At 65.1% G+C, this 22748-nt stretch carries 24 protein-coding genes; 14 read left to right on the forward strand and 10 right to left on the reverse strand.

Going from position 1 to position 22748, the window contains the following annotated elements:
* The 3 genes from tatC to QM712_RS33465 all read left to right on the forward strand — a co-directional run.
* The coding region (tatC, locus tag QM712_RS33455) for a twin-arginine translocase subunit TatC (protein ID WP_415027426.1) at positions 1 to 703 on the forward strand (703 nt) is incomplete at its 5' end.
* A gap of 137 nt (positions 704 to 840) precedes the next feature.
* Complete coding sequence (gene serS, locus QM712_RS33460) at positions 841 to 2172, forward strand: serine--tRNA ligase (RefSeq protein ID WP_415027427.1); 1332 nt, start codon at positions 841 to 843, stop codon at positions 2170 to 2172.
* A gap of 93 nt (positions 2173 to 2265) precedes the next feature.
* Positions 2266 to 2631, forward strand: a complete 366-nt coding sequence (locus tag QM712_RS33465; RefSeq protein ID WP_415027428.1) for a hypothetical protein — start codon at positions 2266 to 2268, stop codon at positions 2629 to 2631.
* 58 nt (positions 2632 to 2689) lie between these two features.
* Here the strand turns inward: QM712_RS33465 and QM712_RS33470 are convergent, their stop codons facing one another.
* Complete coding sequence (locus tag QM712_RS33470) at positions 2690 to 3445, reverse strand: hypothetical protein (protein ID WP_415027429.1); 756 nt, start codon at positions 3443 to 3445, stop codon at positions 2690 to 2692.
* A 182-nt stretch (positions 3446 to 3627) separates the two neighbouring features.
* On the opposite strand from QM712_RS33470, the gene surE reads away from it, so the two are divergent.
* Positions 3628 to 4395, forward strand: a complete 768-nt coding sequence (gene surE / locus QM712_RS33475) for a 5'/3'-nucleotidase SurE (RefSeq protein ID WP_415027430.1) — start codon at positions 3628 to 3630, stop codon at positions 4393 to 4395.
* A 21-nt stretch (positions 4396 to 4416) separates the two neighbouring features.
* Here surE and QM712_RS33480 read toward each other — a convergent pair whose 3' ends face one another.
* Positions 4417 to 4788, reverse strand: coding sequence for a response regulator (locus QM712_RS33480; RefSeq protein ID WP_415027431.1), 372 nt, complete (start codon positions 4786 to 4788; stop codon positions 4417 to 4419).
* Positions 4789 to 5025: 237 nt separating this feature from the next.
* Between QM712_RS33480 and QM712_RS33485 the strand changes: the two genes are divergently transcribed.
* Both QM712_RS33485 and QM712_RS33490 read left to right on the forward strand, forming a co-directional pair.
* Complete coding sequence (locus QM712_RS33485; protein ID WP_415027432.1) at positions 5026 to 5676, forward strand: protein-L-isoaspartate(D-aspartate) O-methyltransferase; 651 nt, start codon at positions 5026 to 5028, stop codon at positions 5674 to 5676.
* A 109-nt stretch (positions 5677 to 5785) separates the two neighbouring features.
* Positions 5786 to 7171 carry a peptidoglycan DD-metalloendopeptidase family protein gene (locus tag QM712_RS33490; RefSeq protein WP_415027433.1) on the forward strand — a complete coding sequence of 462 codons (1386 nt, stop codon included), beginning with the start codon at positions 5786 to 5788 and terminating at the stop codon, positions 7169 to 7171.
* Between the two features lie 172 nt (positions 7172 to 7343).
* Here the strand turns inward: QM712_RS33490 and QM712_RS33495 are convergent, their stop codons facing one another.
* The gene (locus tag QM712_RS33495; protein WP_415027434.1) at positions 7344 to 8315 is read right to left on the reverse strand and encodes an ATP-binding protein; all 972 of its coding nucleotides are present in this window, start codon (positions 8313 to 8315) and stop codon (positions 7344 to 7346) included.
* Between the two features lie 181 nt (positions 8316 to 8496).
* On the opposite strand from QM712_RS33495, the gene yajC reads away from it, so the two are divergent.
* The 6 genes from yajC to QM712_RS33525 are packed head-to-tail and all read left to right on the forward strand — an operon-like array spanning position 8497 to position 14124.
* On the forward strand, positions 8497 to 8853 hold the full coding sequence (gene yajC, locus QM712_RS33500) for a preprotein translocase subunit YajC (protein ID WP_415027435.1): 357 nt from the start codon (positions 8497 to 8499) through the stop codon (positions 8851 to 8853).
* A 47-nt stretch (positions 8854 to 8900) separates the two neighbouring features.
* Entirely contained in the window at positions 8901 to 10499 is a 1599-nt protein-coding gene (gene secD, locus QM712_RS33505; RefSeq protein ID WP_415027436.1) for a protein translocase subunit SecD, read from the forward strand.
* A gap of 11 nt (positions 10500 to 10510) precedes the next feature.
* The gene (gene secF / locus QM712_RS33510; RefSeq protein ID WP_415027437.1) at positions 10511 to 11530 is read left to right on the forward strand and encodes a protein translocase subunit SecF; all 1020 of its coding nucleotides are present in this window, start codon (positions 10511 to 10513) and stop codon (positions 11528 to 11530) included.
* Positions 11531 to 11590: 60 nt separating this feature from the next.
* Entirely contained in the window at positions 11591 to 11974 is a 384-nt protein-coding gene (locus QM712_RS33515; RefSeq protein ID WP_415027438.1) for an Mth938-like domain-containing protein, read from the forward strand.
* Positions 11971 to 12834: a phytoene/squalene synthase family protein gene (locus QM712_RS33520; RefSeq protein WP_415027439.1), complete on the forward strand. Its 864-nt coding sequence runs from the start codon at positions 11971 to 11973 to the stop codon at positions 12832 to 12834. Before QM712_RS33515 ends, QM712_RS33520 begins: the two co-directional genes overlap by 4 nt.
* A gap of 45 nt (positions 12835 to 12879) precedes the next feature.
* Complete coding sequence (locus tag QM712_RS33525) at positions 12880 to 14124, forward strand: threonine ammonia-lyase (RefSeq protein ID WP_415027440.1); 1245 nt, start codon at positions 12880 to 12882, stop codon at positions 14122 to 14124.
* 57 nt (positions 14125 to 14181) lie between these two features.
* Here QM712_RS33525 and QM712_RS33530 read toward each other — a convergent pair whose 3' ends face one another.
* Positions 14182 to 15360 carry an aminotransferase class V-fold PLP-dependent enzyme gene (locus tag QM712_RS33530; protein ID WP_415027441.1) on the reverse strand — a complete coding sequence of 393 codons (1179 nt, stop codon included), beginning with the start codon at positions 15358 to 15360 and terminating at the stop codon, positions 14182 to 14184.
* Between the two features lie 138 nt (positions 15361 to 15498).
* Between QM712_RS33530 and QM712_RS33535 the strand changes: the two genes are divergently transcribed.
* Positions 15499 to 15972 (forward strand): VOC family protein, encoded by a 474-nt coding sequence (locus QM712_RS33535; RefSeq protein WP_415027449.1) that lies wholly within the window; start codon positions 15499 to 15501, stop codon positions 15970 to 15972.
* A gap of 12 nt (positions 15973 to 15984) precedes the next feature.
* On the opposite strand, the gene QM712_RS33540 is transcribed toward QM712_RS33535, so the two are convergent.
* From QM712_RS33540 to QM712_RS33555, 4 genes are all read right to left on the reverse strand, one after another.
* Positions 15985 to 16554: a CAP domain-containing protein gene (locus QM712_RS33540; protein ID WP_415027442.1), complete on the reverse strand. Its 570-nt coding sequence runs from the start codon at positions 16552 to 16554 to the stop codon at positions 15985 to 15987.
* Between the two features lie 83 nt (positions 16555 to 16637).
* Positions 16638 to 17732, reverse strand: a complete 1095-nt coding sequence (locus QM712_RS33545) for a serine/threonine protein kinase (protein WP_415027443.1) — start codon at positions 17730 to 17732, stop codon at positions 16638 to 16640.
* A gap of 7 nt (positions 17733 to 17739) precedes the next feature.
* The gene (gene trmFO, locus QM712_RS33550) at positions 17740 to 19167 is read right to left on the reverse strand and encodes a methylenetetrahydrofolate--tRNA-(uracil(54)-C(5))-methyltransferase (FADH(2)-oxidizing) TrmFO (RefSeq protein ID WP_415027444.1); all 1428 of its coding nucleotides are present in this window, start codon (positions 19165 to 19167) and stop codon (positions 17740 to 17742) included.
* A gap of 126 nt (positions 19168 to 19293) precedes the next feature.
* Positions 19294 to 19446: a DUF1127 domain-containing protein gene (locus tag QM712_RS33555; RefSeq protein WP_415027445.1), complete on the reverse strand. Its 153-nt coding sequence runs from the start codon at positions 19444 to 19446 to the stop codon at positions 19294 to 19296.
* 654 nt (positions 19447 to 20100) lie between these two features.
* Between QM712_RS33555 and QM712_RS33560 the strand changes: the two genes are divergently transcribed.
* Entirely contained in the window at positions 20101 to 20364 is a 264-nt protein-coding gene (locus QM712_RS33560; RefSeq protein ID WP_415027446.1) for a hypothetical protein, read from the forward strand.
* 62 nt (positions 20365 to 20426) lie between these two features.
* Here QM712_RS33560 and QM712_RS33565 read toward each other — a convergent pair whose 3' ends face one another.
* Together QM712_RS33565 and QM712_RS33570 are read right to left on the reverse strand one after the other, a co-directional pair.
* Positions 20427 to 21248, reverse strand: a complete 822-nt coding sequence (locus QM712_RS33565) for a lytic murein transglycosylase (RefSeq protein ID WP_415027447.1) — start codon at positions 21246 to 21248, stop codon at positions 20427 to 20429.
* A 128-nt stretch (positions 21249 to 21376) separates the two neighbouring features.
* Positions 21377 to 22282, reverse strand: a complete 906-nt coding sequence (locus QM712_RS33570; RefSeq protein WP_415027448.1) for a DUF2189 domain-containing protein — start codon at positions 22280 to 22282, stop codon at positions 21377 to 21379.
* Positions 22283 to 22748: the final 466 nt, after the last annotated feature.

The following is a 22748-nucleotide window of genomic DNA, read 5'->3' on the forward strand; positions in this document are numbered from 1 at the left end:
CTTCTGCTTCTTCTTCGCCAAGCAGATCTACAACGTGCTGGTCTGGCCGTTCGTGTGGGTCGCGGGACCCGAGAATTCGAAATTCATCTACACCGCGTTGCTGGAGTATTTCATCACCCAGCTCAAGCTCGCGCTGTTCGGCGCCGGCTTCATCTCCTTCCCGATCGTCGCGACCCAGATCTACAAGTTCGTGGCGCCCGGCCTCTACAAGCACGAGAAGCAGGCCTTCCTGCCGTATCTCGTCGCGACCCCGTTCTTCTTCGTGCTGGGGGCGGCGCTGGTCTATTTCGTCGTGCTGCCGATGCTGGTTCGCTTCTCGCTCGGCATGCAGCAGGCCGGCAGCGACGAGACCGCGCAGATCCAGCTTCTGCCCAAGGTCGGCGAATATCTGTCGCTGATGATGTCGCTGATCTTCGCCTTCGGCATCGCTTTCCAGCTTCCGGTGATCCTGACGCTGCTCGGTCGGATCGGCGTCATCACCTCGAAGATGCTGCGCGAGAAGCGCCGCTATTTCATCGTCATCGCCTTCGTCATCGCGGCCGTCCTGACGCCGCCGGACGTGCTCAGCCAGTGCTCGCTCGCGATCCCCTTGCTGGCGCTCTATGAGGGCTCGATCATCGCGGTCTCGATGGTGGAGAAGAAGGCCGCGGCCTCGCAAGCCACGGGCACCGACGTGACGACGCCGGCCAATCCGGCGGAATAGGACACTTTCGCTCTATCATAGCGCCGTAAAGCCGATGATTCGTCATGCCCGGGCTTGACCCGGGCATCCACGACTTGATCTAAGGCGGCAGATACGTGGATGGCCGGGATGAACCCGGCCATGACGGGAAACCAGCCATGCACGACATCAAATCGATCCGCGACAATCCGCAAGCCTTCGACGCCGGTCTCGCACGACGGAACCTGAAGCCGTTGTCGGCCTCGCTGCTTGCAATCGACGAGAGGCGTCGGGCGGCGATCCTGGCTTCCGAACAGGCGCAGGCGCGGCGCAACGCAGCGTCCAAGGAGATCGGCGACGCCAAGAAGGCCAAGGACGAAGCTCGCGCGGCCAAGCTGATGGCCGAGGTCGCCGAGCTCAAGACCACGATGCCGGAACTCGAAGCCGCCGCGAAGGCCGCTGACGAGGAGTTGACGAAAGAGCTGTCCGCGATCCCGAACATTCCGTTCGACGACGTGCCCGACGGCGTCGACGAGCACGGCAACGTGCAGCACCACGTGTTCGGCAACAAGCGCAACTACGGTTTCGCTCCGAAGCTGCACGACGATCTCGGCACCGCGCTCGGCTACATGGATTTCGAGGCGGCGGCGAAACTCTCCGGCGCGCGCTTCGTCGTGCTCAAGAAGGGGCTGGCGCGACTGGAACGCGCGATCGGCCAGTTCATGCTCGACCTGCACACGAACGAACACGGCTACACCGAAATCAATCCGCCGCTTCTCGTCCGCAACGAGGTGATGTTCGGCACGGGCCAATTGCCGAAGTTCGAGGACGATCAGTTCTGGGCGATCAAGGGCGAACTGCTCGAAGCGCCCGATCACGAACGGCTGAAGACCGAGCGTCTTGGTCTCATTCCGACCGCGGAAGTCTCGCTCACCAACCTCGCGCGTGAATCCATCCTCGACGAGAAGCAGTTGCCGATGCGGCTGACAGCGTTGACGCCGTGCTTCCGGGCCGAGGCCGGCGCTGCCGGACGCGACACCCGCGGTATGATCCGCCAGCATCAGTTCACCAAGGTCGAACTGGTGTCGATCACGACGCCGGAGGCGAGCAGGGACGAGCTGGAGCGGATGCTGTCCTGCGCCGAGCAGGTGCTGCAGAAGCTCGACCTGCATTATCGCGTGATGACGCTTTGCGCAGGAGATATGGGCTTCTCGTCGCAAAAAACCTATGACATCGAAGTCTGGATGCCAGGGCAGGGCGAGGGCGGCATGTTCCGCGAGATTTCGAGCTGCTCGGTCTGCGGCGATTTCCAGGCGCGGCGGATGGATGCGCGCTCGCGTGGGCCCGACGGCAAGCCGCGCTTCGTGCACACGCTGAACGGCTCGGGCACAGCGGTCGGCCGCGCGCTCATCGCCGTGATGGAGACGTATCAGCAGGGAGACGGCTCGATCGCGGTTCCCGAAGTGCTGCAGCCCTACATGGGCGGGCTGAAGCGGATCTCGCGCGAGTAGGGCGCGATTGCCCGCCAGGGCGGAAACGTTTGGTTACAAAGATCGGACGGCCGGTTATCCTGCCCGCCGACCGACAACGCGAAACCATCGTTCATGGCCTTGCACCGCGACATCTTCTGGGTCGGCAGACAGTGGGCGGTGACGGGCTCCGGCGTGCAGGCCGTCGATCAGCGCCTGCGCGGTGTGCTCGACATCGAGCTCGCACGGCTCTGGGACGACGACTACGTGCAGAGCCGGCGGGCCAAGCCCGGGGTCAATGCCGCGGATTTCGACAAGGCGGTGGCGGTTGCGCGCGAGCGCTATCCCAAGGCACCAGTCGTCGCGCCCGTCATCGCGCAACGGGATAAGCTCAGCGCAGCAGAGTCGACTTCCGCTGCCAATGAATTCGAGCCGGCGATGAAGCTGCGTGCGGAAGGCAGCCTTGCGCGTTTCCTGCCGCAATGGCGCATCCGCCGCTAGATGCTTTTGACGCGCAGGCTCTTCAGGCGAGCCGCTGTGTGTTTCGCTGAAAGATGCCCTAATAGGACGTTGCACCCGGCTGGTTCCGGAAATACGCGCCGGGATTGAATGCGTGCGATCGGTGCCGGGCCGGGACGCAGCCGTGGCGCGTGGCGACCATGCCTCTGGCGCACGCGGGGTGTTGCTCGGTCTCGTCCGATGACAGCCTTGGTGACGTATCGTGCTCCGGCTTCGCCGCAGCGCTTGCGCAGGGACCGTCGCGCGGACAGCGTTTCGGGACGCACTTGCTCCGTGAAAATTCGAGATCGTAGACTTGCCCGGACATCGTGACCTGACCGTTGCAAAGGCACTCTCCGGCAACCGTCATCTGACCGCCGACGCAGTTGTCCGCGTTGGTCCTGACGCAGGTGCCCCCTGGCTCCGTACCGGCCGGCATCAATTCGAAGCCCGCCGGGCAGGTGCACTGGCCATTGCCCGCCGTGCCGCCGTTGCAGGTGATGGTGATCGGCGCGAGAGGCGGCGGAATGGGCGGGGCCTGGATATCGGCGACGCAGGAAGTGCCGAGATCGTCGAGATGCGTGCCGGCGGGGCAGGCCGGGGCAACAGCGGTTTGGCTGCGCTCCGGCTGGTCGGGCGGGAGCGGAGCCTGCATCGCTGGCGCCGGGGTTACGGGCGCGGGCTTTGCGGCGCAGATGCCGTTGCGGAATTCCTGCCAGGGGAAGCACCGGTCCGCGGTTCCCGAATCCTGCGCCTGGCCCGGCGGCGGCATCAGCGCGCACAGGGCAAAACAGATAAGGGCTGCAAAGCGGGTCATGCGTTATCCCGTCGCCTCAAACGACCGATTGAAAATAGGGTGAGGCGCTGCGCTGCGGCAATGAGCTGGATCACACGGGAGGTCTGCGCAGTCGTGATGCGGATGCCGGAGCTGCGGGTTTGCCTGATCGGTCATAGCCGGATAAGACGGCCCAAACCCGGCTTCAGGAAAAGACCTCCAGCATGCGAATTCTCTGCACCAACGACGACGGCATTCACGCCCCGGGCCTCAAGGTCGTGGAGGAGATCGCACGGGCGCTCTCCGACGATGTCTGGGTGGTGGCGCCCGAACTCGACCAGTCCGGCGTGTCGCATTCGCTGTCACTGAACGATCCCTTGCGCCTGCGCGAAGTGGGCCCGCGGCACTTCGCGGTGCGCGGTACCCCGACCGACTGCGTCATCATGGGCGCGCGCCATATCCTCGGCACCAAACCGCCCGATGTCGTGCTGTCCGGTGTCAACAAGGGCCGCAACGTGGCCGAGGACGTGGTCTATTCCGGCACCATCGCCGGCGCGCTGGAAGGCACCATCCTGGGCCTGCCGTCGTTCGCTCTCTCGCAGGAGTTCAGCGTGGAGACGCGCGAGCGGCCGCCGTGGGACACTGCCCGCAAGTTCGGGCCGGACATCCTGCGCAAGGTGATCGCCGCGGGCATTCCCAAGGACACGGTGATCAACGTCAACTTCCCGTCATGCGCGCCGGAAGAGGTCCTCGGCATTCGCGTGACGCGACAGGGCAAGCGCAATCTCGGCTTCCTCAAGATCGACGAGCGCAGCGACGGCCGCGGCAATCCCTATTTTTGGATCGGCTTCGAGCGTGCGGCGATGATGGACACGCCCGCCGAGGGCACCGATCTGGCGGCCCTGCGCGAGCGCTACGTCTCGGTCACGCCGCTCAGGCTCGACCGCACCAACGAAGCATTCTCCGCGGCGCTCGGCGCCACGTTGAAGTAGCTGACGGCTTCGAAAGAGCGGCTAGCCGCCGCGCAGCGCGGCTTCGATGGTCTTGCCGAGAGCGTCGAGCTGGAACGGCTTCTGCAGCGCCGGCCGGTCGCGATATTGCTCCGGCAGGCCGGAGGAGCCGTAGCCGGTGGCGAAGATGAACGGGCAGCCCTTGGCCTTGATCAGGTCGGCGACCGGCGAGATGACCCGGCCGTTGACGTTGACGTCGAGAATGGCGAGGTCGAAGTCGGTCGATTGGGCCAGCCGCATCGCTTCGGTGACGTCACCTGCCTCGGCCGCAATGCTGTAGCCGAGTTCCTCGAGCATATCCGCGACCATCATCCTGATCATGACCTCGTCCTCGACGAGGAACACAGAACGGCCCGGAGGCCTTGTCGCAGTCATAGGTGAGTCCTTGCCCATTCCCGGAAACGTTCGCAGATAAAACCAGAGTACGCAATGCGCGTTTGGGCGAGCGGAAACCAGCAAAAAGATGACCGCGGTTGATCCGTCGCAAGGCAATCTGTGGTCAAATGCTGCGCCCAAAGGCTATCATGGGTTCCTATGCCGGAACAAGATTCTCGCCGGGCCGCTGCGACCGGAAACGGCGATCCGGACCCGACGAGACGAACGCAGACAGCAATGGCCTCCCATCAGCACCCGCCGGAAAAGATGATGTTTCAGCTCACGCTGAGGCGTCGCGGCATCAGCGATCAGGCGGTGCTCCGGACCATGGAGGAGGTGCCGCGCGAGCTGTTCGTCGATGAGGCCAACCGGGACGGGGCCTACCGTGACAGCGCGCTCCCGATTGCCTGCGGGCAGACCATCAGCCAGCCCTTCGTCGTCGCCTACATGACGGAGCAGCTCCAGCTCCAGAAGCGGCACCGTGTGCTCGAGGTCGGTGCCGGCTCCGGCTATCAGGCCGCCGTGCTGTCGCGGCTGGCGGGCCAGGTGCTGACGGTCGAACGTTACCGCAAGCTCGCCGATGCGGCGCGCGCCAGGCTCGAGAAGCTCGATTGTCACAATGTCGAGGTGATGCTGGGTGACGGCCTCAACCTGCCCGCCAATATCGGTCCGTTCGACCGCATCATCGTCACCGCTGCGGTGGAGCAAATTCCGGAAAACCTGATCGAGCGGCTGGAGGTCGGAGGTATCCTGATCGCGCCGGTTGGACCGCATCAGGGCGTGCAGACGCTGATCCGCCTCAGCCGGGGCGAGGCCGGGGTCGACCGCAAGGAACTCGTCGAGGTCCGTTTCGTGCCGGCGCTGCCCGGCGTGGCGCGGGAGCTGTAGGGCACTGGATCGGCTGTGCCGCCAACGTCTTATTGGGAGGGTTAAGCCGTTATTTACTCGGCGCGTGTTTACTTAAAAGACCAGTTTTGTTGCGTACGAGTGAGTAACCATGTCCGCTGTCGCCGAGTTGCTTTACTCGCGCCGCGTACCGCAGGTCGCGGTGCTGGCGCTGATCTCGTTCGGTTTCGCAGGGTGCAGCGCCGACATGTCGACGCGACTGTCCCAGTCGAACTTCTCCAATCCCTTTGCTCAGGACGCGACCGGTTCGGTGCAGCAGGCGCCGCCCCCGCAGCGTGAGCTGCCGCAATATTCGCGGCCGCAGACTCAGCCTGGCTACTACCAGTCTCAGCCCTTGCCGCCGCCGGCGGTCTCCGCGCCGCAATCCTATCCGGTCGCCGGTGGTGGCGTCTCCGGTGGTGGGCGCGGTGTCGGGTCCTATGCGCCGCCGACGCAGCCGCGCCTCGAGACGACCGCCACCGTGCCGCCGCGCTCGGTCGCTGCCGCTCAGCCGGCCGGCGGGACCAAGATCATCGTGGGCACCAGCGACACGCTCGACGTGCTCGCCAAGCGCTACCACGTCACGCCGCAGGCGATCCTTGCCGCCAACGGCTACAAGGGTCCGCGCGCGCTCTCGCCCGGCCAGCAGCTGATCATTCCGCATCCGGCGACCGCGGCTGCGCCCGCGCCGGTGATGGCTCCCGTCGCGGCGGCCGCTGCGACGAAGCCGGTCGCTGCCGTCGTCGCCGGGCCGTCGAGCGCTCACTTCGTCAATCGCGGCGACACACTCGCCAGCATTGCGCGCAAGAACCACATCTCCGCCGCCGAACTTGCCCGCGCCAACGGTCTCGATCCGTCGGCGAAGCTCAAGCTCGGCGCCAGGCTCACCGTTCCCGGTGCGAAGACCGTGGCTGCCGCAGCGCCGATGGCGCCGGCTCCCGTCGCGGCTGCGCCCGTCGCGGTCGCTCAGCAGCCCGTAGCCGTGCCGCCTGCGCCCGCCACCAAGATGGCCGCCGCGAGCGGGCCGGTGCAGAGCGCCCGCCTGGCTCAGGCCACGGCCAATGTCGAGGAAAAGCCGGCCGAGGCGCCGACGAAGGTCGCCGAGACCACCGGTGCGCTGCCGACCTTCCGCTGGCCGGTGCGCGGCAAGGTCGTCACGAGCTACGGCGCCAAGACGAACGGCAAGTCCAATGACGGCATCAATCTCGCGGTGCCCGAGGGTACGCCGGTCAAGGCGGCTGAAGACGGCGTCGTTGCCTACTCGGGCAACGAGCTCAAGGGTTACGGCAATTTGGTCCTGGTTCGGCACTCCAACGGCTACGTCACCGCATATGCCCATGCGAGTGAGCTGTTGGTGAAGCGCGGCGATACCATCAAGCGCGGTCAGGTCATTGCCAAGTCGGGTCAATCCGGCGAGGTGGCGTCGCCGCAGCTCCACTTCGAGATCCGCAAGGGATCGAGCCCGGTTGACCCGCTTCAATTCCTGAACGGGGCGTGAGGCAGGCCCCGGAGCGGGGCACGCCATCACCACATGCAGATTGGCATCGCCCGGCTTGGCCGGGCGATGCCGCATGTCAGGGACGGTGATTGTCTGGCCGACTGGCCGAGGCGTGACCGACCGCCCGCTTTCGCGGGCGATGGTGCTTCAAAGGGCGATGCTGTCTTCCGATTTACTTCGCCGTCAGCTTGACGCCGAGCCGTCCCGCGAGCTCCTGCACGAACTGCCAGGCGACGCGGCCCGAGCGCGAGCCGCGCGTGGTCGACCATTCCAGCGCCTCGCGTTCGAGCGCCTCGTCCTCGACCTTGATGCCGAAATGGCCGCAATAGCCGCGCACCATCGCGAGGTATTCGTCCTGGCTGCAACGGTGGAAGCCGAGCCAGAGGCCGAAGCGGTCGGACAGGGAGACCTTTTCCTCCACCGCCTCGCCCGGATTGATCGCGGTCGAGCGTTCGTTCTCGATCATCTCGCGCGCGAGCAGATGGCGGCGGTTTGAGGTGGCGTAGAGGATGACGTTCTCCGGCCGTCCCTCGATGCCGCCTTCGAGCACGGCCTTGAGCGACTTGTAGGACGCATCATTGCCGTCGAAGGAGAGGTCGTCGCAGAACACGATGAAGCGGAACGACGAGGCGCGCAATTGCTCCATCAGCGCCGGCAGGCTCTCGATGTCCTCGCGGTGGATTTCGATCAGCTTCAGCTTATCCGAAGCTTTGCGGTCCGCGTTGATGCTGGCGTGAGCGGCCTTCACCAGCGACGACTTGCCCATGCCGCGCGCGCCCCAGAGCAGCGCATTGTTGGCGGGCAGGCCATTGGCGAAGCGCTCAGTGTTCTCCATCAGGATGTCGCGCATCCGCTCGACGCCCTTCAGCAGGAACAACTCGACGCGGCTGACCCGCGGCACGGCGGCGAGGCGTCCGTCCGGGTGCCAGACGAAGGCGTCCGCCCGCCTGAACGACTCGGGCTCGGCGGTCGGCTTGCCCCGGGCGGCAAGGTGCGTCGCGATGGTCTCCAGCGCGCGGATGATCCGCTCCTGGGAGAGGTCGACGGAAGCCGCCGTGGGGCGTTTTGCCGCGACGCGGGCAGGCTTCCTGGCAGCGGTTTTTTGGCCTTTGCCGGCCGGGCTTTTGCTTGGTTTTTTGGGCATGTCCGAAGTTCCTGAGAACGCAGCCTTATCGGGCCTGAAGGCGCGCCGCAAGGTGGCCAAATCGACGGTCTACCAGCGTTGCAATTGGGGCGGTGGCCGCTATAGTCCGCGCGAATTTGACCGAACCGGTCGCCTTTGAGGGCCTGACCGGTTCTCTCCCGTTTCCACGAGGATCGTCCGAATGCTGATTACCCCTGCGTATGCCCAGGCCGCGGGCGCCGGTGACACCAACAGCATGTTGATGTCGCTGCTGCCGTTCGCCCTGATCTTCGTGATCATGTACTTCCTGATTCTGCGCCCGCAGCAGAAGAAGGTGAAGGACCATGCCGAGCTCGTGAAGAACATCCGCCGCGGCGACACCGTGGTGACGTCGGGCGGCCTGGTCGGCAAGGTCACCAAGGTCGTCGACGAGGACCAGATCGAGTTCGAGATTTCCGATGGCGTCCGCGTGCGGCAGATGCGCCAGATGATCTCCGGCGTGCGCGCCAAGGGTGAGCCGGCCAAGGAAAGTGCCAAGGACGACGCTTCCACGAGCTGATCGCTCGTGCGAGCTTCAAAACTCTCCTGATCTGACAGGTTCAGTCGATGTTGTATTTCACGCGGTGGAGGGCGCTCGGGATTATCCTGACGGCGCTGATCGTCTGCCTCTGCGCGGTCCCGAACTTCTTCCCCGAGGCTCAGGTCAAGACCTGGCCGTCATGGGCGCAGCGCCGCCTGGTGCTGGGCCTCGATCTTCAGGGCGGCTCCTATCTGCTGCTCGAGGTCGATTCCAACTACGTGAAGAAGGAGAAGCTCGATCAGGTCCGCGACGACGTCCGTCGGACGCTGCGTGATGCCAAGATCGGCTATACCGGCCTCGTGACCCGCGGCGATGCCGTCGAGGTTCGCGTCAAGGACACCGACCTCCAGACCGCGCTCGCCAAGCTGCGCGACCTCGCGCAGCCGATCGGCGGCCTGCTCGGCTCCAGCGGCCAGCGTGACCTCGACGTGACCGACGCCGGTGGCGGCCTGATTCGTCTGGCGCTGTCTCAGCCCGCCATGGTCGAGCGCATGCGCCGGACCATCGAACAGTCGATCCAGATCGTGGAGCGCCGCGTCAACGAGCTCGGCACCGTCGAGCCGGTGATCCAGCGCCAGGGCAACGACCGCATCCTCGTGCAGGTGCCGGGCCTTCAGGATCCGACCCATCTGAAGGAGCTGCTCGGCAAGACCGCCAAGATGGAATTCCGGATGGTCGATACCTCGGTGCCGCCGGACCAGGCGCAGCGGGGCGGACTGCCGCCGGAATCCGAGCTGTTGATGAGCACCAGCTCGCCCAAGGTGCCCTACGTCGTCAAGAAACAGGTGCTGGTCTCGGGTGGCGAACTCACCGACGCCCAGACCGGGTTTGACCAGCGCACCAACGAGCCGATTGTCAGCTTCCGCTTCAACTCGACCGGCGCGCGCAAATTCGCGCAGGCCACCCAGGAGAACGTCGGGCTGCCGTTCGCGATCGTGCTCGACAACGAGGTGATCTCGGCGCCGGTGATCCGCGAACCGATCACGGGCGGGCAGGGGCAGATCTCGGGCAATTTCACCGTTCAGTCCGCCAACGATCTGGCCGTGCTGCTGCGTGCCGGTGCGCTGCCGGCGCCGCTCACGGTCGTCGAGGAGCGTACCGTCGGTCCGGGCCTCGGCCAGGACTCGATCGAGAAGGGCGAGCTTGCGGCCTATGTCGGCTCGATCCTCGTCATCGTCTTCATGCTGCTGACGTACCGGCTGTTCGGCGTGTTCGCCAACATCGCGGTGACCATCAACGTCGCGATGATCTTCGGCCTGTTGTCGCTGCTCAACGCCACGCTGACGCTGCCCGGCATCGCCGGCATCGTGCTGACCGTCGGCATCGCGGTCGACTCCAACGTGCTGATCTACGAGCGCATCCGTGAGGAACTGCGCGGCGGCCGCAACGCGATCTCGGCGATCGACGCCGGATTCAAGCGGGCGCTCGCGACCATCCTCGATTCCAACATCACCACCTTCATTGCCGCCGCGGTGCTGTTCTACATCGGCACCGGCCCGGTGCGTGGCTTCGCGGTCACGCTCGGCATCGGCATCATCACCACGGTGTTCACCGCCTTCACGCTGACCCGGCTGATCGTGGCCTGGTGGGTGCGGTGGAAGCGGCCGCAGAGCGTGCCGATCTAGGAGCTAAGACCGTGACTCACTACGTTCTCATCGGGCTTGGCGTCCTCATTGCCATCCTCACCGTGGTTGCGGCGCTGGGCCTGCTGCCGTCGCTGCGCATCGTCCCGGACGATACGCATTTCGACTTCACGCGCTTCCGCCGCATCAGCTTCCCGATCTCGGCGGCGCTGTCGATCGTCGCGATCACGCTGTTCTTCACCCACGGCCTGAATTTCGGCATCGACTTTCGCGGCGGTACGCTGCTCGAAGTGCAGGCCAAGTCCGGTACGGCCGATCTCGCCGCGATGCGTTCGACATTGGACGGCCTGCATCTCGGCGAAGTCCAGTTGCAGCAGTTCGGCGGTCCGGCCGACGTCCTGATCCGCGTCGCGGAGCAGCCCGGCGGTGACGCCGCTCAGCAGGAGGCCGTGCAGAAAGTGCGCGGAGCGCTCGGCGATTCCGTCGAATACCGCCGCGTCGAAGTGGTCGGCCCGCGCGTGTCCGGCGAATTGCTGGCGTTCGGCATGCTGGGCCTGATGCTCGCGATCGTCGCGATCCTGGTCTACCTCTGGTTCCGGTTCGAATGGCAGTTCGCGCTCGGCGCCATGATCGCCAACGTGCACGATATCGTGCTGACGATCGGCTTCATGTCGATCAGCCAGGTCGATTTCGATCTGACCAGCATCGCCGCGCTTCTGACCATTCTCGGCTATTCGCTCAACGACACCGTCGTCATCTACGACCGAATTCGCGAAATGCTGCGGCGCTACAAGAAGATGCCGATGCCGCAGCTTCTCAACGAGTCCATCAACTCGACGCTGTCGCGGTCGATCATCACCCACTTCACCGTGACGCTGGCGCTGCTGGCGCTGCTCCTGTTCGGCGGTCATGCCATCCACAGCTTCACCGCGGTGATGATGTTCGGCGTGGTGCTGGTCGGTACCTACACGTCGATCTTCATCGCAGCGCCGATCCTGATCTATCTCGGCGTCGGCGAGCACCGCGAGGATGCGGCCGAGCCGGCCGCGCCGGCGAAGAAAGGCCGGCCGTAATCCGACCCGCACGCCCTCGCAGTGGTTTGTGAGAGCGGCGGGCCCATTCGGACGAAGTTCATGGCCAGCGATCCCAACGCTCCGCATTTCCCGCGTTCGGCCCCGATCGAGGCCTATGGCAAGGGCGGCTTCGCCTTTGCCGGGATGTCGCATCGGGGTTCGCTGCTCTGCCTGCCCGACGCGATCTGGGCCTGGGACGTGACGGATCCTGCGAGGATCGACCGTTATTCGCTGGAGCGCGTCTTCACGGCAGCGAACAGCATCGACACCTTGCTGATCGGTACCGGGAGCGGGGTGTGGCTGCCGCCGCCGGAGTTGCGTCAGGCGCTCAAGGCGGTGAGGGTGGTGCTGGACACGATGCAGACGGGGCCGGCCGTGCGCACCTACAACATCATGATCGGCGAGCGCCGGCGCGTCGCAGCCGCGCTGATCGCGGTGCCATGAGCGACGCCGCGCCTCCGCCCGACGCCGCCGCCTTCTGTGCCGACCTCGTGCGCAGCCACGACTTTCCGCGTTACGCAGCGACCCTGTTCGCGCCCGCTGCGGAGCGCCGCGCGCTGCTGGCGCTCCATGCCTACCACGTCGAGATCGTTCGCGTTCGTGACCAGGTCAGCCAGCCATTGCCCGGCGAAATCCGCCTGCAATGGTGGACCGACATGCTCTCGGGCCATGTCCACGGCAGCGCCGAAGGCAATCCAGTGGCGGCTGAACTCCTGCGCGCGATCCGGGATTTCGAGCTGCCGGTCGAGCCGCTGTCGCTGCTGGCCGAGGAGCACCAGTTCGATCTCTACAACGATCCGATGCCGACCATGACGGCGCTCGAAGGCTATCTGGCTGCAACCTGCTCGTCGTTGTTCGCTCTCGCCGCACGCGTGATGGTGACGCCTTCATCCGAGGTCGAGCATCTCGCGCGTCACACCGGGCTTGCGCAGGGGATCGTGCAGACCATCGCGAACCTGCCGCGCGATGCCGCGCACCGGCAATTGTTCCTGCCGCAGCAACTCCTGGACAGCCACGCCTGCCGCGCGGAAGATGTCTTTGCCGGCAAGCAGAGTCCCCAGCTCGGCGCCGTGCTCGATCAGCTCATCGGGGAGGCACGCCAGCATCTGGCCACCGCTTCTTCGTTGCTGGCGCAAGTGCCGATATCGGTGCGGCCTGCGTTTCTCCCGCTGAGCCAGGTGCGGACCGATCTCAAGCGCCTGTCGCAGCCTGGACGCGATCCCTTCACGCCGCAGCCGTCGTCGCGCCTGCGGACGCTGTGGACGCTGTGGCGTGCGTCGCGGTCGCGGGAATTTACCAAGTAGAATCTGGCTTATCGCCTCGACCGGCCAAATGCTCTATGCTGTCCTATGGCTGAGTTGTCCCAAAGCGCGTCGTCCGATCTCAGCGACTTGCCGGTTGCGCCGGCCGACATCCATGGCGCCGCCGAGACCATACGCGGAGCCGTCGTCGAGACGCCCTGCAGCTACAGCCGCACGCTCAGCAACATCTGCGGCTGCGAAATCTGGCTCAAATTCGAGAACCTCCAGTTCACCTCCTCGTTCAAGGAGCGGGGCGCGCTCAACCGGCTCACGGCGCTGACGCCGGAGGAGCGCAAGCGCGGCGTGATCGCCATGTCGGCGGGAAACCATGCGCAGGGCGTCGCCTATCACGCCAAGCGGCTCGGCATTCCCGCCACCATCGTCATGCCCGTGGGAACGCCGATGGTGAAGATCGAGAACACCAGGCACCACGGCGCCGAGGTGGTGGTTACGGGCACGACGCTGGAAGAGGCTGCTGCATTCGCGCGCGCCCATGGCGAAGCCCGCGGCATGATCTTCCTCCATCCCTATGACGATCCGCTCGTTATCGCGGGACAGGGGACCGTCGGGCTCGAGATGCTCAAGGCCGTTCCCGAACTGGATACGCTGGTCGTCCCGATCGGCGGCGGCGGCCTGATCAGCGGCATTTCGATTGCCGCGAAGTCGTTGAAGCCGTCATTGCGGATTCTCGGCGTTGAGGCCTGGCTCTATCCCTCGATGTACAACGCCATCCATGGCGGCAATCTGCCGGCGCGCGGCGATACGCTGGCCGAGGGCATTGCGGTCAAATCACCCGGCAAGATCACCGCCGAGATCGTGCGCCGTCTTGTCGACGACATCGCGCTGGTGAACGAGGCCGAGCTCGAGCGAGCGGTAGCGACCCTGATCTCGATCGAGAAGACGGTCGTCGAGGGCGCCGGCGCCGCCGGCCTCGCGGCGATCATGTCCGATCCGCCGCGCTTCGCCGGAGAGAAGGTCGGGCTGGTCCTGAGCGGAGGAAATATCGATACGCGGCTGATCGCCTCCGTCCTGACCCGCGAGCTCGCGCGCGAGGGACGGCTGACGCAATTGTCGCTGGATATTCCCGATCGCCCGGGTCAGTTGGCTGCGGTCGCTGCGCTGCTGGCGGAAGCCGGCGCCAACATCATCGAGGTCTCGCATCAGCGCACCTTCTCCGATCTGCCGGCCAAGGCGACGTTGCTGCAACTCGTCATCGAAACCCGCGACAGCACGCATCTCGACGAGGTGATGGCCATGCTCGCGGCATCCGGGTTGAGCGCACGCTGCACGTGAGGCGCTGCGCTGAAGAGTTCTGCCAGATCGTTGTCGCGTTGTGCGCTCTTTCCCTCGCTAGCGCGGCGCCAAACCCGCGAGGTGACTGATCAGCCGGTCGACCTCTGCTTCCGTGTTGTAATAATGCGGGGACGCGCGCACGACCGGCGGTAGCGAGCGGAGCTCGGCGTCGATGCGGGTGCTCGACGGATGCGATGCGCCGATCGTGATGCCCTCGGCCGCGGCACTGCTGACGATCGCGCCGGCCTCATATCCCTTCACCGTGAAGCTGACGATGGCACCGGGCGTTCGGCCGAGGTCGCGAATAGTGACGCCGCGAACGGAGGCGAGGCCGCTCCGAAGGCGGTCCGCGAGCATGCGGCAACGCTGTTCGATCGCGCCGAGGCCGATCCCGAGGGCATAGTCGACGGCCACGCCCAGCCCCAGCCGGGCCGCATAATTGTTCTCCCAGGTCTCGAAACGGCGCGCGTCGTCGCGGAGCAGATATTCGTCGCGCGAGACCCAGGGGGCGGCGAAGTGGTCGATCATCGGCGGTTCGAGCTGCTGCAGGATCTCCCGGCGCACGTAGAGAAAGCCGGTGCCGCGCGGGCCGCGCAGGAACTTGCGCCCCGTTGCGGACAGCATGTCACAACCGATGGCTTCGACGTCGACCGCCATCTGGCCGACCGCCTGGCAGGCATCCAGCAGATAGGGAATGCTGCGTGCGCGCGCGATTTTGCCGATGGCTGCCGCCGGATTGACGAGGCCGCCATTGGTAGGCACCCAGGTGATGGCGATGAGCTTCACGCGCTCGTCGACCATGCGTTCGAGCGCGCCGACATCGAGTTCGCCGCTGGCATCGCTCGGCACGACGACGATCGTCGCGCCCGTTCGCTTCGCGACCTGGAGAAAGGCGACATAGTTGGCGGCATATTCCGCTTCAGCCGTCAGGATGCGATCGCCCTCGCGAAATGCCAGTGCGTAGAACGCCATCTGCCAGGCGACGGTGGCGTTCTCCAAGAGGGCGATCTCGTCAGTTGCTGCATTGAGCAGCCGCGCGACCGAACCGTAGACCGCTTCGAGCCGATCGGATTCCCGATCGGCGGCGGCATAGCCTCCGATCTCGCTCTCCAGATCGATATGCCGCTTCATCGCCGAGACGACCGATGCCGGCATGAGAGCCGCGCCCGCATTATGAAGATAAGCGAGACGTTGTGCCGCCGGCGTGTCGGCGCGGATGCGGTCGATGTCGATCAAGTGAGATCCTTTGCCATCGGGTTCCCTGAATTAGACAGAATGACGCACGCCAGCAAGATCGGGCACAGCTGGAGCGTGCCGAGCCGGCCGCCTATGCTGACCGAGAGCGCGATGTGGCTGGAACCGAAAGGACCCGCAATGGCCAAGAACACGATCTGTCTTTGGTACGACAAGGACGCCGAGGCGGCCGCCCGCTTCTATGCGCAGACATTTCCCGACAGTGCCGTGAGCGCCGTACATCGCGCGCCGAGCGATTACCCCTCAGGCAAGGCAGGCGACGTCCTCACCGTCGAATTCACCGTTGCCGGCGTCGCCTGTCTCGGCCTCAACGGCGGTCCCATTTTCACGCACAACGAGTCCTTCTCGTTCCAGATCGCGACCGATGACCAGGAGGAGACCGACCGTTACTGGAACGCCATCGTCGGCAATGGCGGGCAGGAGAGCGCGTGCGGCTGGTGCAAGGACAGATGGGGGATTTCCTGGCAGATCACGCCGCGCGTGCTGACGGAGGCACTCGCGGCCGGCGGCGCCGAGGCCAAGCGCGCATTCGAGGCCATGATGGGGATGACGAAGATCGACGTGGCCGGGATCGAAGCGGCGCGCCGGGGCTGAGATCGGCTTGCCTCAGATGCAGAGGCTGAGCAGCTTGATGTGGCAGCTGCTGGATTTGGGCTTGCTGGCCGGCGGAGCCTCGCGCTTCACCGCGACCAGCGGCTCCTTGTCCTTCTTGCCCTTCTTCGGCTCGTAGTCGCCTGCGATTACCATGGCCCAGTAGGTCCGCTTGCCGCTGGCGTTCCTGGCGCTCGCGATCCCGACGCGGGAGGCGTTGTGCAGCAACAGGTTCTTGCGGTGCCCGGAGGAGTCGATCCACTGGCCGAGCGTCTTTTCGAAATTGTCGTAGCCGTAGGCGATGTTCTCCGCGGCGCGTCCCGCTCCGGCGGGCGCGATGCGGCGGTTGAACGGTCCGAGGGCGTCGTGACTGAGATCATCTTTTGCCGCCATCGCGCGCGCCTGGTCCATGGCGATCCGGTCCAGCGTCGCATCGCGGGTGACGCGGACTTCACCGTGCTGGAGGCGGAAGCTGGAGATCAATTCGGCCGGGGAGGCGGCCATGGCGGGCGCGCCTGCCAGCAGCAGGAGGCCGGCGATCATTCCGCCAATCGCACGACGCCTCATAGTCTCCCGAGTCCCCATAGCCCCGCCAAGACCTCCGCCAGGTCCGAATGATCCCGCTGCTTCTCCATCGCCAATGTGGACGCTTCAAGGCACCGGCGGGATTAGCTGGTCGGAAGGTCCGCCTCGAAATTGAAGCGGTCGCGCAGATTCTTGCGCTGCTCCAATATGTCTCTCAGAAAGGCGCGGTCCTGATCGTTCTTCATCATCGGCTCGATCAGGTCGAGCTGGTTCATGGCGACCAGTTGCAGGATCTCAGTGCGCGGCTTGCCGCTCGTGTCGCGCGGCAGCGCGTGGACGACTTGAATGTGCTCCGGCGGCTTTGGTCCCTTCGCCGCGGTGAGCTCGCTGCGAAGCTGGCCCTCGAGCGCGACCTGATCGGCCTCGACGAAGGCGTAGAGCCCGACGCCGGAGCGGCGGTCGGCGAACGCGACGATGGCAGTGTCGCGCACGGCCGGATTCTTGCGGATCAACTCGGCCAGTACCGGCGCATCATTGACGAGCCGACGGCCTCCGCCCTCGCGATCGGTGAAGTTGAACAGGCCGCGCGTGATGGCGCGGTAGACCTTCTTGCCGGTGGCGAGCCACAGGCGCGCGGCGAACGATTTCTTCGCGAGGATCTTCCGTTCCCGCGGCGTCAGTGCCTCGGGGGCATAGGTACGCTTGTGCTTGAGCAGATGCCGGAGGTCCTCATAGGCGAGGATGCGGTAGAGCCTGCCGCGGCCCCTGAAACAGGCGGCGAGCTGGAAGTCAGTGACATAGGCGCGCCCGTCGCGGCCGACCAGCCAGTTCTGCTCCTTGGCGAGATCGTTGTGGCAGATGCCGGCGCGGCGCAGCCGGCGCAGCATGGCCTTGGCCGATTGGAAATAGGCGAGGTCTCCATGCGGCTTCGCCAGATGCAGCGCGACGCCGTCCACGAAGCCTCGGACCAGGGCGCGGCGGCCGGCCCATAGCAGCTCGGGGCCGACATTCAGTCCCTTCGCTAGCGCCAGCGCGTGCTTCTCGCGGGCGAACAGATGATGAGCCAGCAGGAACGACCACCATGGCACTTCGTCGAGCCGGCGCAGCACCGCGTCGACCTCGCCGCCGTCGCCACGGAAGCGACCGCGTTCGACGTTCGAGAACACGTCGCGCTTGAGCAGCACGCCGTCGGTCCAGCGCGCCGAAAGCTCCGCGGCGTCTTCCCTGGGTAAATTCATCGAAGACTCACGCGGCGGCGGCAATGCGCAGGTGATCGGCGATCCAGCGATCGAGATCGGCGAGCGCCCGCGCGCTCATCGCCTGCTTCTTGGCCACCGTCTTCTCGTTGCCGCGCAGCCGTGTGCCGTCGGGCTTCTTCGTCGGCGCGGTTGCGAGCGGCGGGAACAGGCCGAAATTGACGTTCATCGGCTGAAACGAGCGCGTGCCCGGTTCGATGGTCTCGATATGACCACCGGTGATGTGCCCGAGCAGCGATCCCAGCGCCGTGGTGCCCGGCGGGTTGGCCAGCGTTTCTCCGCGCGCATCCGCAGCCGCGTAGAGGCCTGCGATCAGGCCGACGCTGGCGGACTCCACATAGCCTTCGCAGCCCGTCATCTGGCCGGCAAAACGCAGCCGCGGCTGGGCGCGCAGGCGCAACTGGCCGTCGAGCAGCTTCGGTGAATTTAGGAAGGTGTTGCGATGCAGGCCGCCGAGGCGGGCGAACTCGGCCTTCTCCAAGCCCGGAATGGTGCGGAAGATGCGCTGCTGCTCGCCGTATTTCAGTTTCGTCTGGAAGCCGACGACGTTGTAGAGCGTGCCGAGCTTGTTGTCCTGCCGCAGCTGCACGATGGCATAAGACTTGGTCGCGGGATCGTGCGGATTGGTGAGGCCGACGGGTTTCATCGGGCCGTGGCGCAGCGTCTCGGGGCCGCGCTCCGCCATCACTTCGATCGGCAGGCAGCCGTCGAAATATGGCGTGTTGGTCTCCCACTCCTTGAACTCGGTCTTCTCGCCGGCGATGAGCGCGGCCACGAAACCCTCATACTGCTCCTTCGTCATCGGGCAGTTGATGTAATCGGCGCCGTTGCCGCCGGGGCCGACCTTGTCGTAGCGCGACTGGAACCAGGCCACCGACATGTCGATGGAGTCGCGATGGACGATCGGCGCGATCGCGTCGAAGAACGCGAGTGCGCTTTCATCGGTCAGTTCACGAATGGCATCAGCGAGCGGAGCGGAGGTGAGGGGGCCGGTCGCAACGATGACGTTGCCCCATTCAGCCGGCGGCAGACCCGCGATCTCGCCGCGCGACAGCTCGATTAGGGGGTGGTCGTTGAGCGCCTTGGTGACGGCGGCGGAGAAGCCGTCACGGTCGACGGCCAGTGCGCCACCGGCGGGCACCTGGTTCGCATCGGCCGCGTGCATGATCAATGAACCGAGTCGCCGCATCTCGGCGTGCAGCAGTCCGACGGCGTTGTTGGCGGCATCGTCCGAGCGGAACGAATTGGAACAGACGAGCTCGGCAAGCCCGTCGGTACGGTGCGCTTCGGTCATGCGGGTCGGCCGCATCTCGTGCAGCACGACGGGGACGCCGGATTTGGCGACCTGCCAGGCAGCCTCGGAGCCGGCAAGGCCTGCGCCGATGACGTGCACGGTGTTGGATTGGGGTCCTGTCATGGGGCGGACAGGTAGCGCTTTTCGGCGATCAGTGGAATCGCCGAGATGGAGTTTTCTGCATCCACAAACGACAACGCCCGCACGAGGCGGGCGCTATCGTTTGGTCCGATGAGGGCTGAAACGATATCAGCCCTGGTACTGACCGGCGGCAACGCGCGGGATGTCCGAGCGATCAAGGCCGATGTCGGCCAGTTCGCGATCGCTGAGCTGGGACAGCTCGGCAACATTGCGCTGATAGTCCCGGAAAGCCTGGACCATACGGATGAACGAGAGCAGCATTGTAGTCTCCTGTAGTTCGATTCAGCTCTTGACCTGAGCGTCATCGTTGAAATGAATATAGATGAGCGTGTTGCAGTGCGGAAGTTCCGATGTTGCGATGCAGCTAAGCGATGAATGCATAGCACTGGTAAGGATTGATTAACCCGTTGGCGCCCCCGCCCAAGCAACAGGCGGCGAGAGGGCTGTCCGTCGATATAGCCCCGTGAAATCACGGGCTTAACGTCGCTCTTACGGGTTCCAGCTGTGCCAAAATATGTCGCGCCTTCATGACATTCAAGGCGATGGCCCAGCTTCTCAGCCCAAGTCCAATATGCGCGAATCGCATGCGAAGGGGGCCAAAGAAGTGATTATATGTTCATATCATAAGTGAATTACCGCCGAAGGCCTCGATTCAGTGGAATCTCCCCGCGGCGGCCGCGGCTGGTAGGATGGGCATCATGGCGCGTCAGTGTCGGTCCTGCGGCGCAACCCGGGCAGCTGATTACAAAACCGTAATGAAAATCAGAATTTCTGCATGCGGCTCTGCACGGCACGCAACATCACGCAATTCTCGCGGGGAATTTATTGCGGCAAGTTGCCGCGTCCGGAGGAAAGTCATGCTGCAGATTCCGGCAATGTCGCTGGGGCTGTGCCAAAAAGAAGGAAAGTAACATCATGACGAAGTTACTCGGGGTTATTGCCATTGCCGCCGTAGCTTTTGCCGTCGCGCCGGCCCAGGCCGCCAAGCACGCCATGGGCGGCTGCAGTTCCGCCAATCTGGAGCACACCGAAACGGCGATCGAGGCCATGCCCGATGGCGACGGCAAGATGGTCGCGCAAAAGGAAATCGCGGCTGCACAGGATTCGATGCTCAACGGCAAAATGGGTGCGTGCGGCATGCACCTGAACAAGGCGATGCACGCCACCATGGGTAAGTAAGCGCACCAAGAGAGGGCCGGTCGCCGGGCGATCGGCCCTATGCGTTTGTTTCAGGACTTTTCCTAGGGCGCGTGAGCAAGCTGGGTCGCGAAATAGGCGACCGTCTTGGCGTAGACCTCGCTCTTGTTCCACTGCTGAAGCACCGCGAAGTTCGGGCTGCCGGGCTGCCAATCCTTGCCACGCTGCCAGCCGTAGCCGGCCAGGTAGTTGGCCGTGGACGCGAGCACGTCCGGCGCGTTATGCAGCAGGTCGCGCTTGCCGTTGCCATCGAAGTCGACGGCATATTTCATCCACGACGAAGGCATGAACTGGGTCTGGCCGATCTCGCCGGCCCACGCGCCGCGCATTTCGGCGGGCGCGAGATCGCCGCGCTGGACGATCCGCAACGCATCCATCAACTCGCCGCGAAACTGTTCGGCGCGCCGGCAATCATAGGCAAGCGTCGCGAGCGACCGGATGGTCGCGAACTTGCCGGTATTGACGCCGAAGTCTGTCTCGAGGCCCCAGATCGCGACCAGCACCTCGCCCTGCACGCCGTAGGTCTGTTCGATGCGCGAGAGCACGGAGCCATATTGCTTCATCATGTTGGAGCCGCGCTGCATGCGCGGCGGCACCATGCGGCCGGAAAATTCCTCGAAGGTCTGGCTGAAGACCTTTTGCGATCGGTCGCGGTTGAGGACGCTCTGATCGAGCGTCACGCCGGCAAGCCCGGACGCAATGGCCTGCTGCGAAACGCCCTTGGCAGCGGCGTCGGTTTTGAAGTCCGCAAGCCAGGCGTCGAAATTGCCGGAGCCACAGGCTACGGCGGCGAGCGCGGGCTTGGCGGAAACGATTGAAACGGTGAGGAGGGCTGCGAGAGCAAGACGAGAAATCGTCGGGGTCATTCGGCTGAATTGAGTCCGTGAAGGGATATCGCCAACGGCAATTTCGGTTGTAACCGCGGCCAAAGCAAGGCGTATGACATGGATCGGGCCCCGCTCAAGTCAGGGCAGGGCCCGATGTCACGAGATCGTCAGGCGTCTGTCTTGCTCCGCCAGGGGAAGAGGTTGGCGGGGAAGTCGGCGGCCGGCTTGCGCGGACGGTGCGGCGGAGGCGGCACCGGCCGTGCGTTCGGATCGGATACGATCACCTTGCGATAGAGGTGCCAGGTGGCATGGCCGAGCAGGGGAAGCACCACGGCGAGACCCAGGAAGGCGGGAAGCGTTCCGAGTGCGAGCAGCACGGCGACGATCAGGCCCCAGGCCGCCATCGGCGCCGGGTTTCTGGCGACGACGCGAAGCGAGGTGACCATCGCATCGAGCGCGCCGGCATGGCGGTCGAGCATCAGCGGAAACGATACGGCGCTGATGCACAGCGCGGCCAGCGCGAACAGGAATCCCGTGCCGCAGCCGACCACGATCAGCCACCAGCCTTGCTCGGTCGTGAGCACCCGCCTCACGAAATCCGAAATGCCGCTCACGCCCTCGTAGCCGAAGGCGGCGACATAGATCGCCTGCGCCGTCGCGACCCAGGTGACGAACAGGGCGAACAGCAGCGTGCCGAGGCCGAGCATCGCACCGAACGAGGGTGAGCGCAGCACCTCCATGGCATCCCACGCGCTTGCCTCTTCACCGCGTTCGCGCCGGCTGCTGAGCTCGTAAAGTCCGAGGGCCGCGAACGGGCCGATCAGGGCGAAGCCGGCGGCCAGTGGAAACAGCAACGGGAGCACGGAGTAGCCCATCGCCGCGCGGGCCAGCACGAGCCCCAGCACTGGATAGATCACGCAGAGGATGATGGCGTGGCTCGGAACGGCCTTGAAATCCTCCCAGCCGCGCTTGAGCGCGTCATGGAGATCGGAGAGTTGGATGGTTCGAATGACAGGTCCAGCCGTGTCGGCGGGCTGGGCCATCGTCGGGACATTGCCCTGAAGTGTGGCCATGGTCGCTAGCTCCCTTGCCGTGCGGCCGGGCCTGGCGCCGAACAAACGGCGCGCAAGCGGCCGCTTTTCCTTGGATGATCGCGATCCCGACCAGACGCGAATTCCGGACGGCATCGCGAGCTGCACGCAAACGCTACTCCCAATTCCGAGTCCTGTCCCTCACGCTTGGGTGAGATTCGATGTCGCAGTGCAACCTCGAAGGTGTCATTCGGCCGTCATTTCGCCGTAGATAAGCTGATGCTGACTGGTGGTCTGCGGAACTCCGCGGGCGCAACGCAGAAACTTCGTCTATAAGTGCCCACTCGAGGCCCTTCCAACGGATCCTTTTCGGGGAACATAAATGAGCATTTTCGGAAAAATCATGAGCGCGATCTTCGGCGGCCAGCCTGCTGCTGCTGCGCCCGCCGGCAGCGCACCGTCGTCGGCAGGCGCGCCCTCGGCCGGCGCGCCCGCGGGTGCGGCGCCG

The organism is Bradyrhizobium sp. (assembly GCF_047605465.1).
Classification (GTDB): domain Bacteria; phylum Pseudomonadota; class Alphaproteobacteria; order Rhizobiales; family Xanthobacteraceae; genus Bradyrhizobium.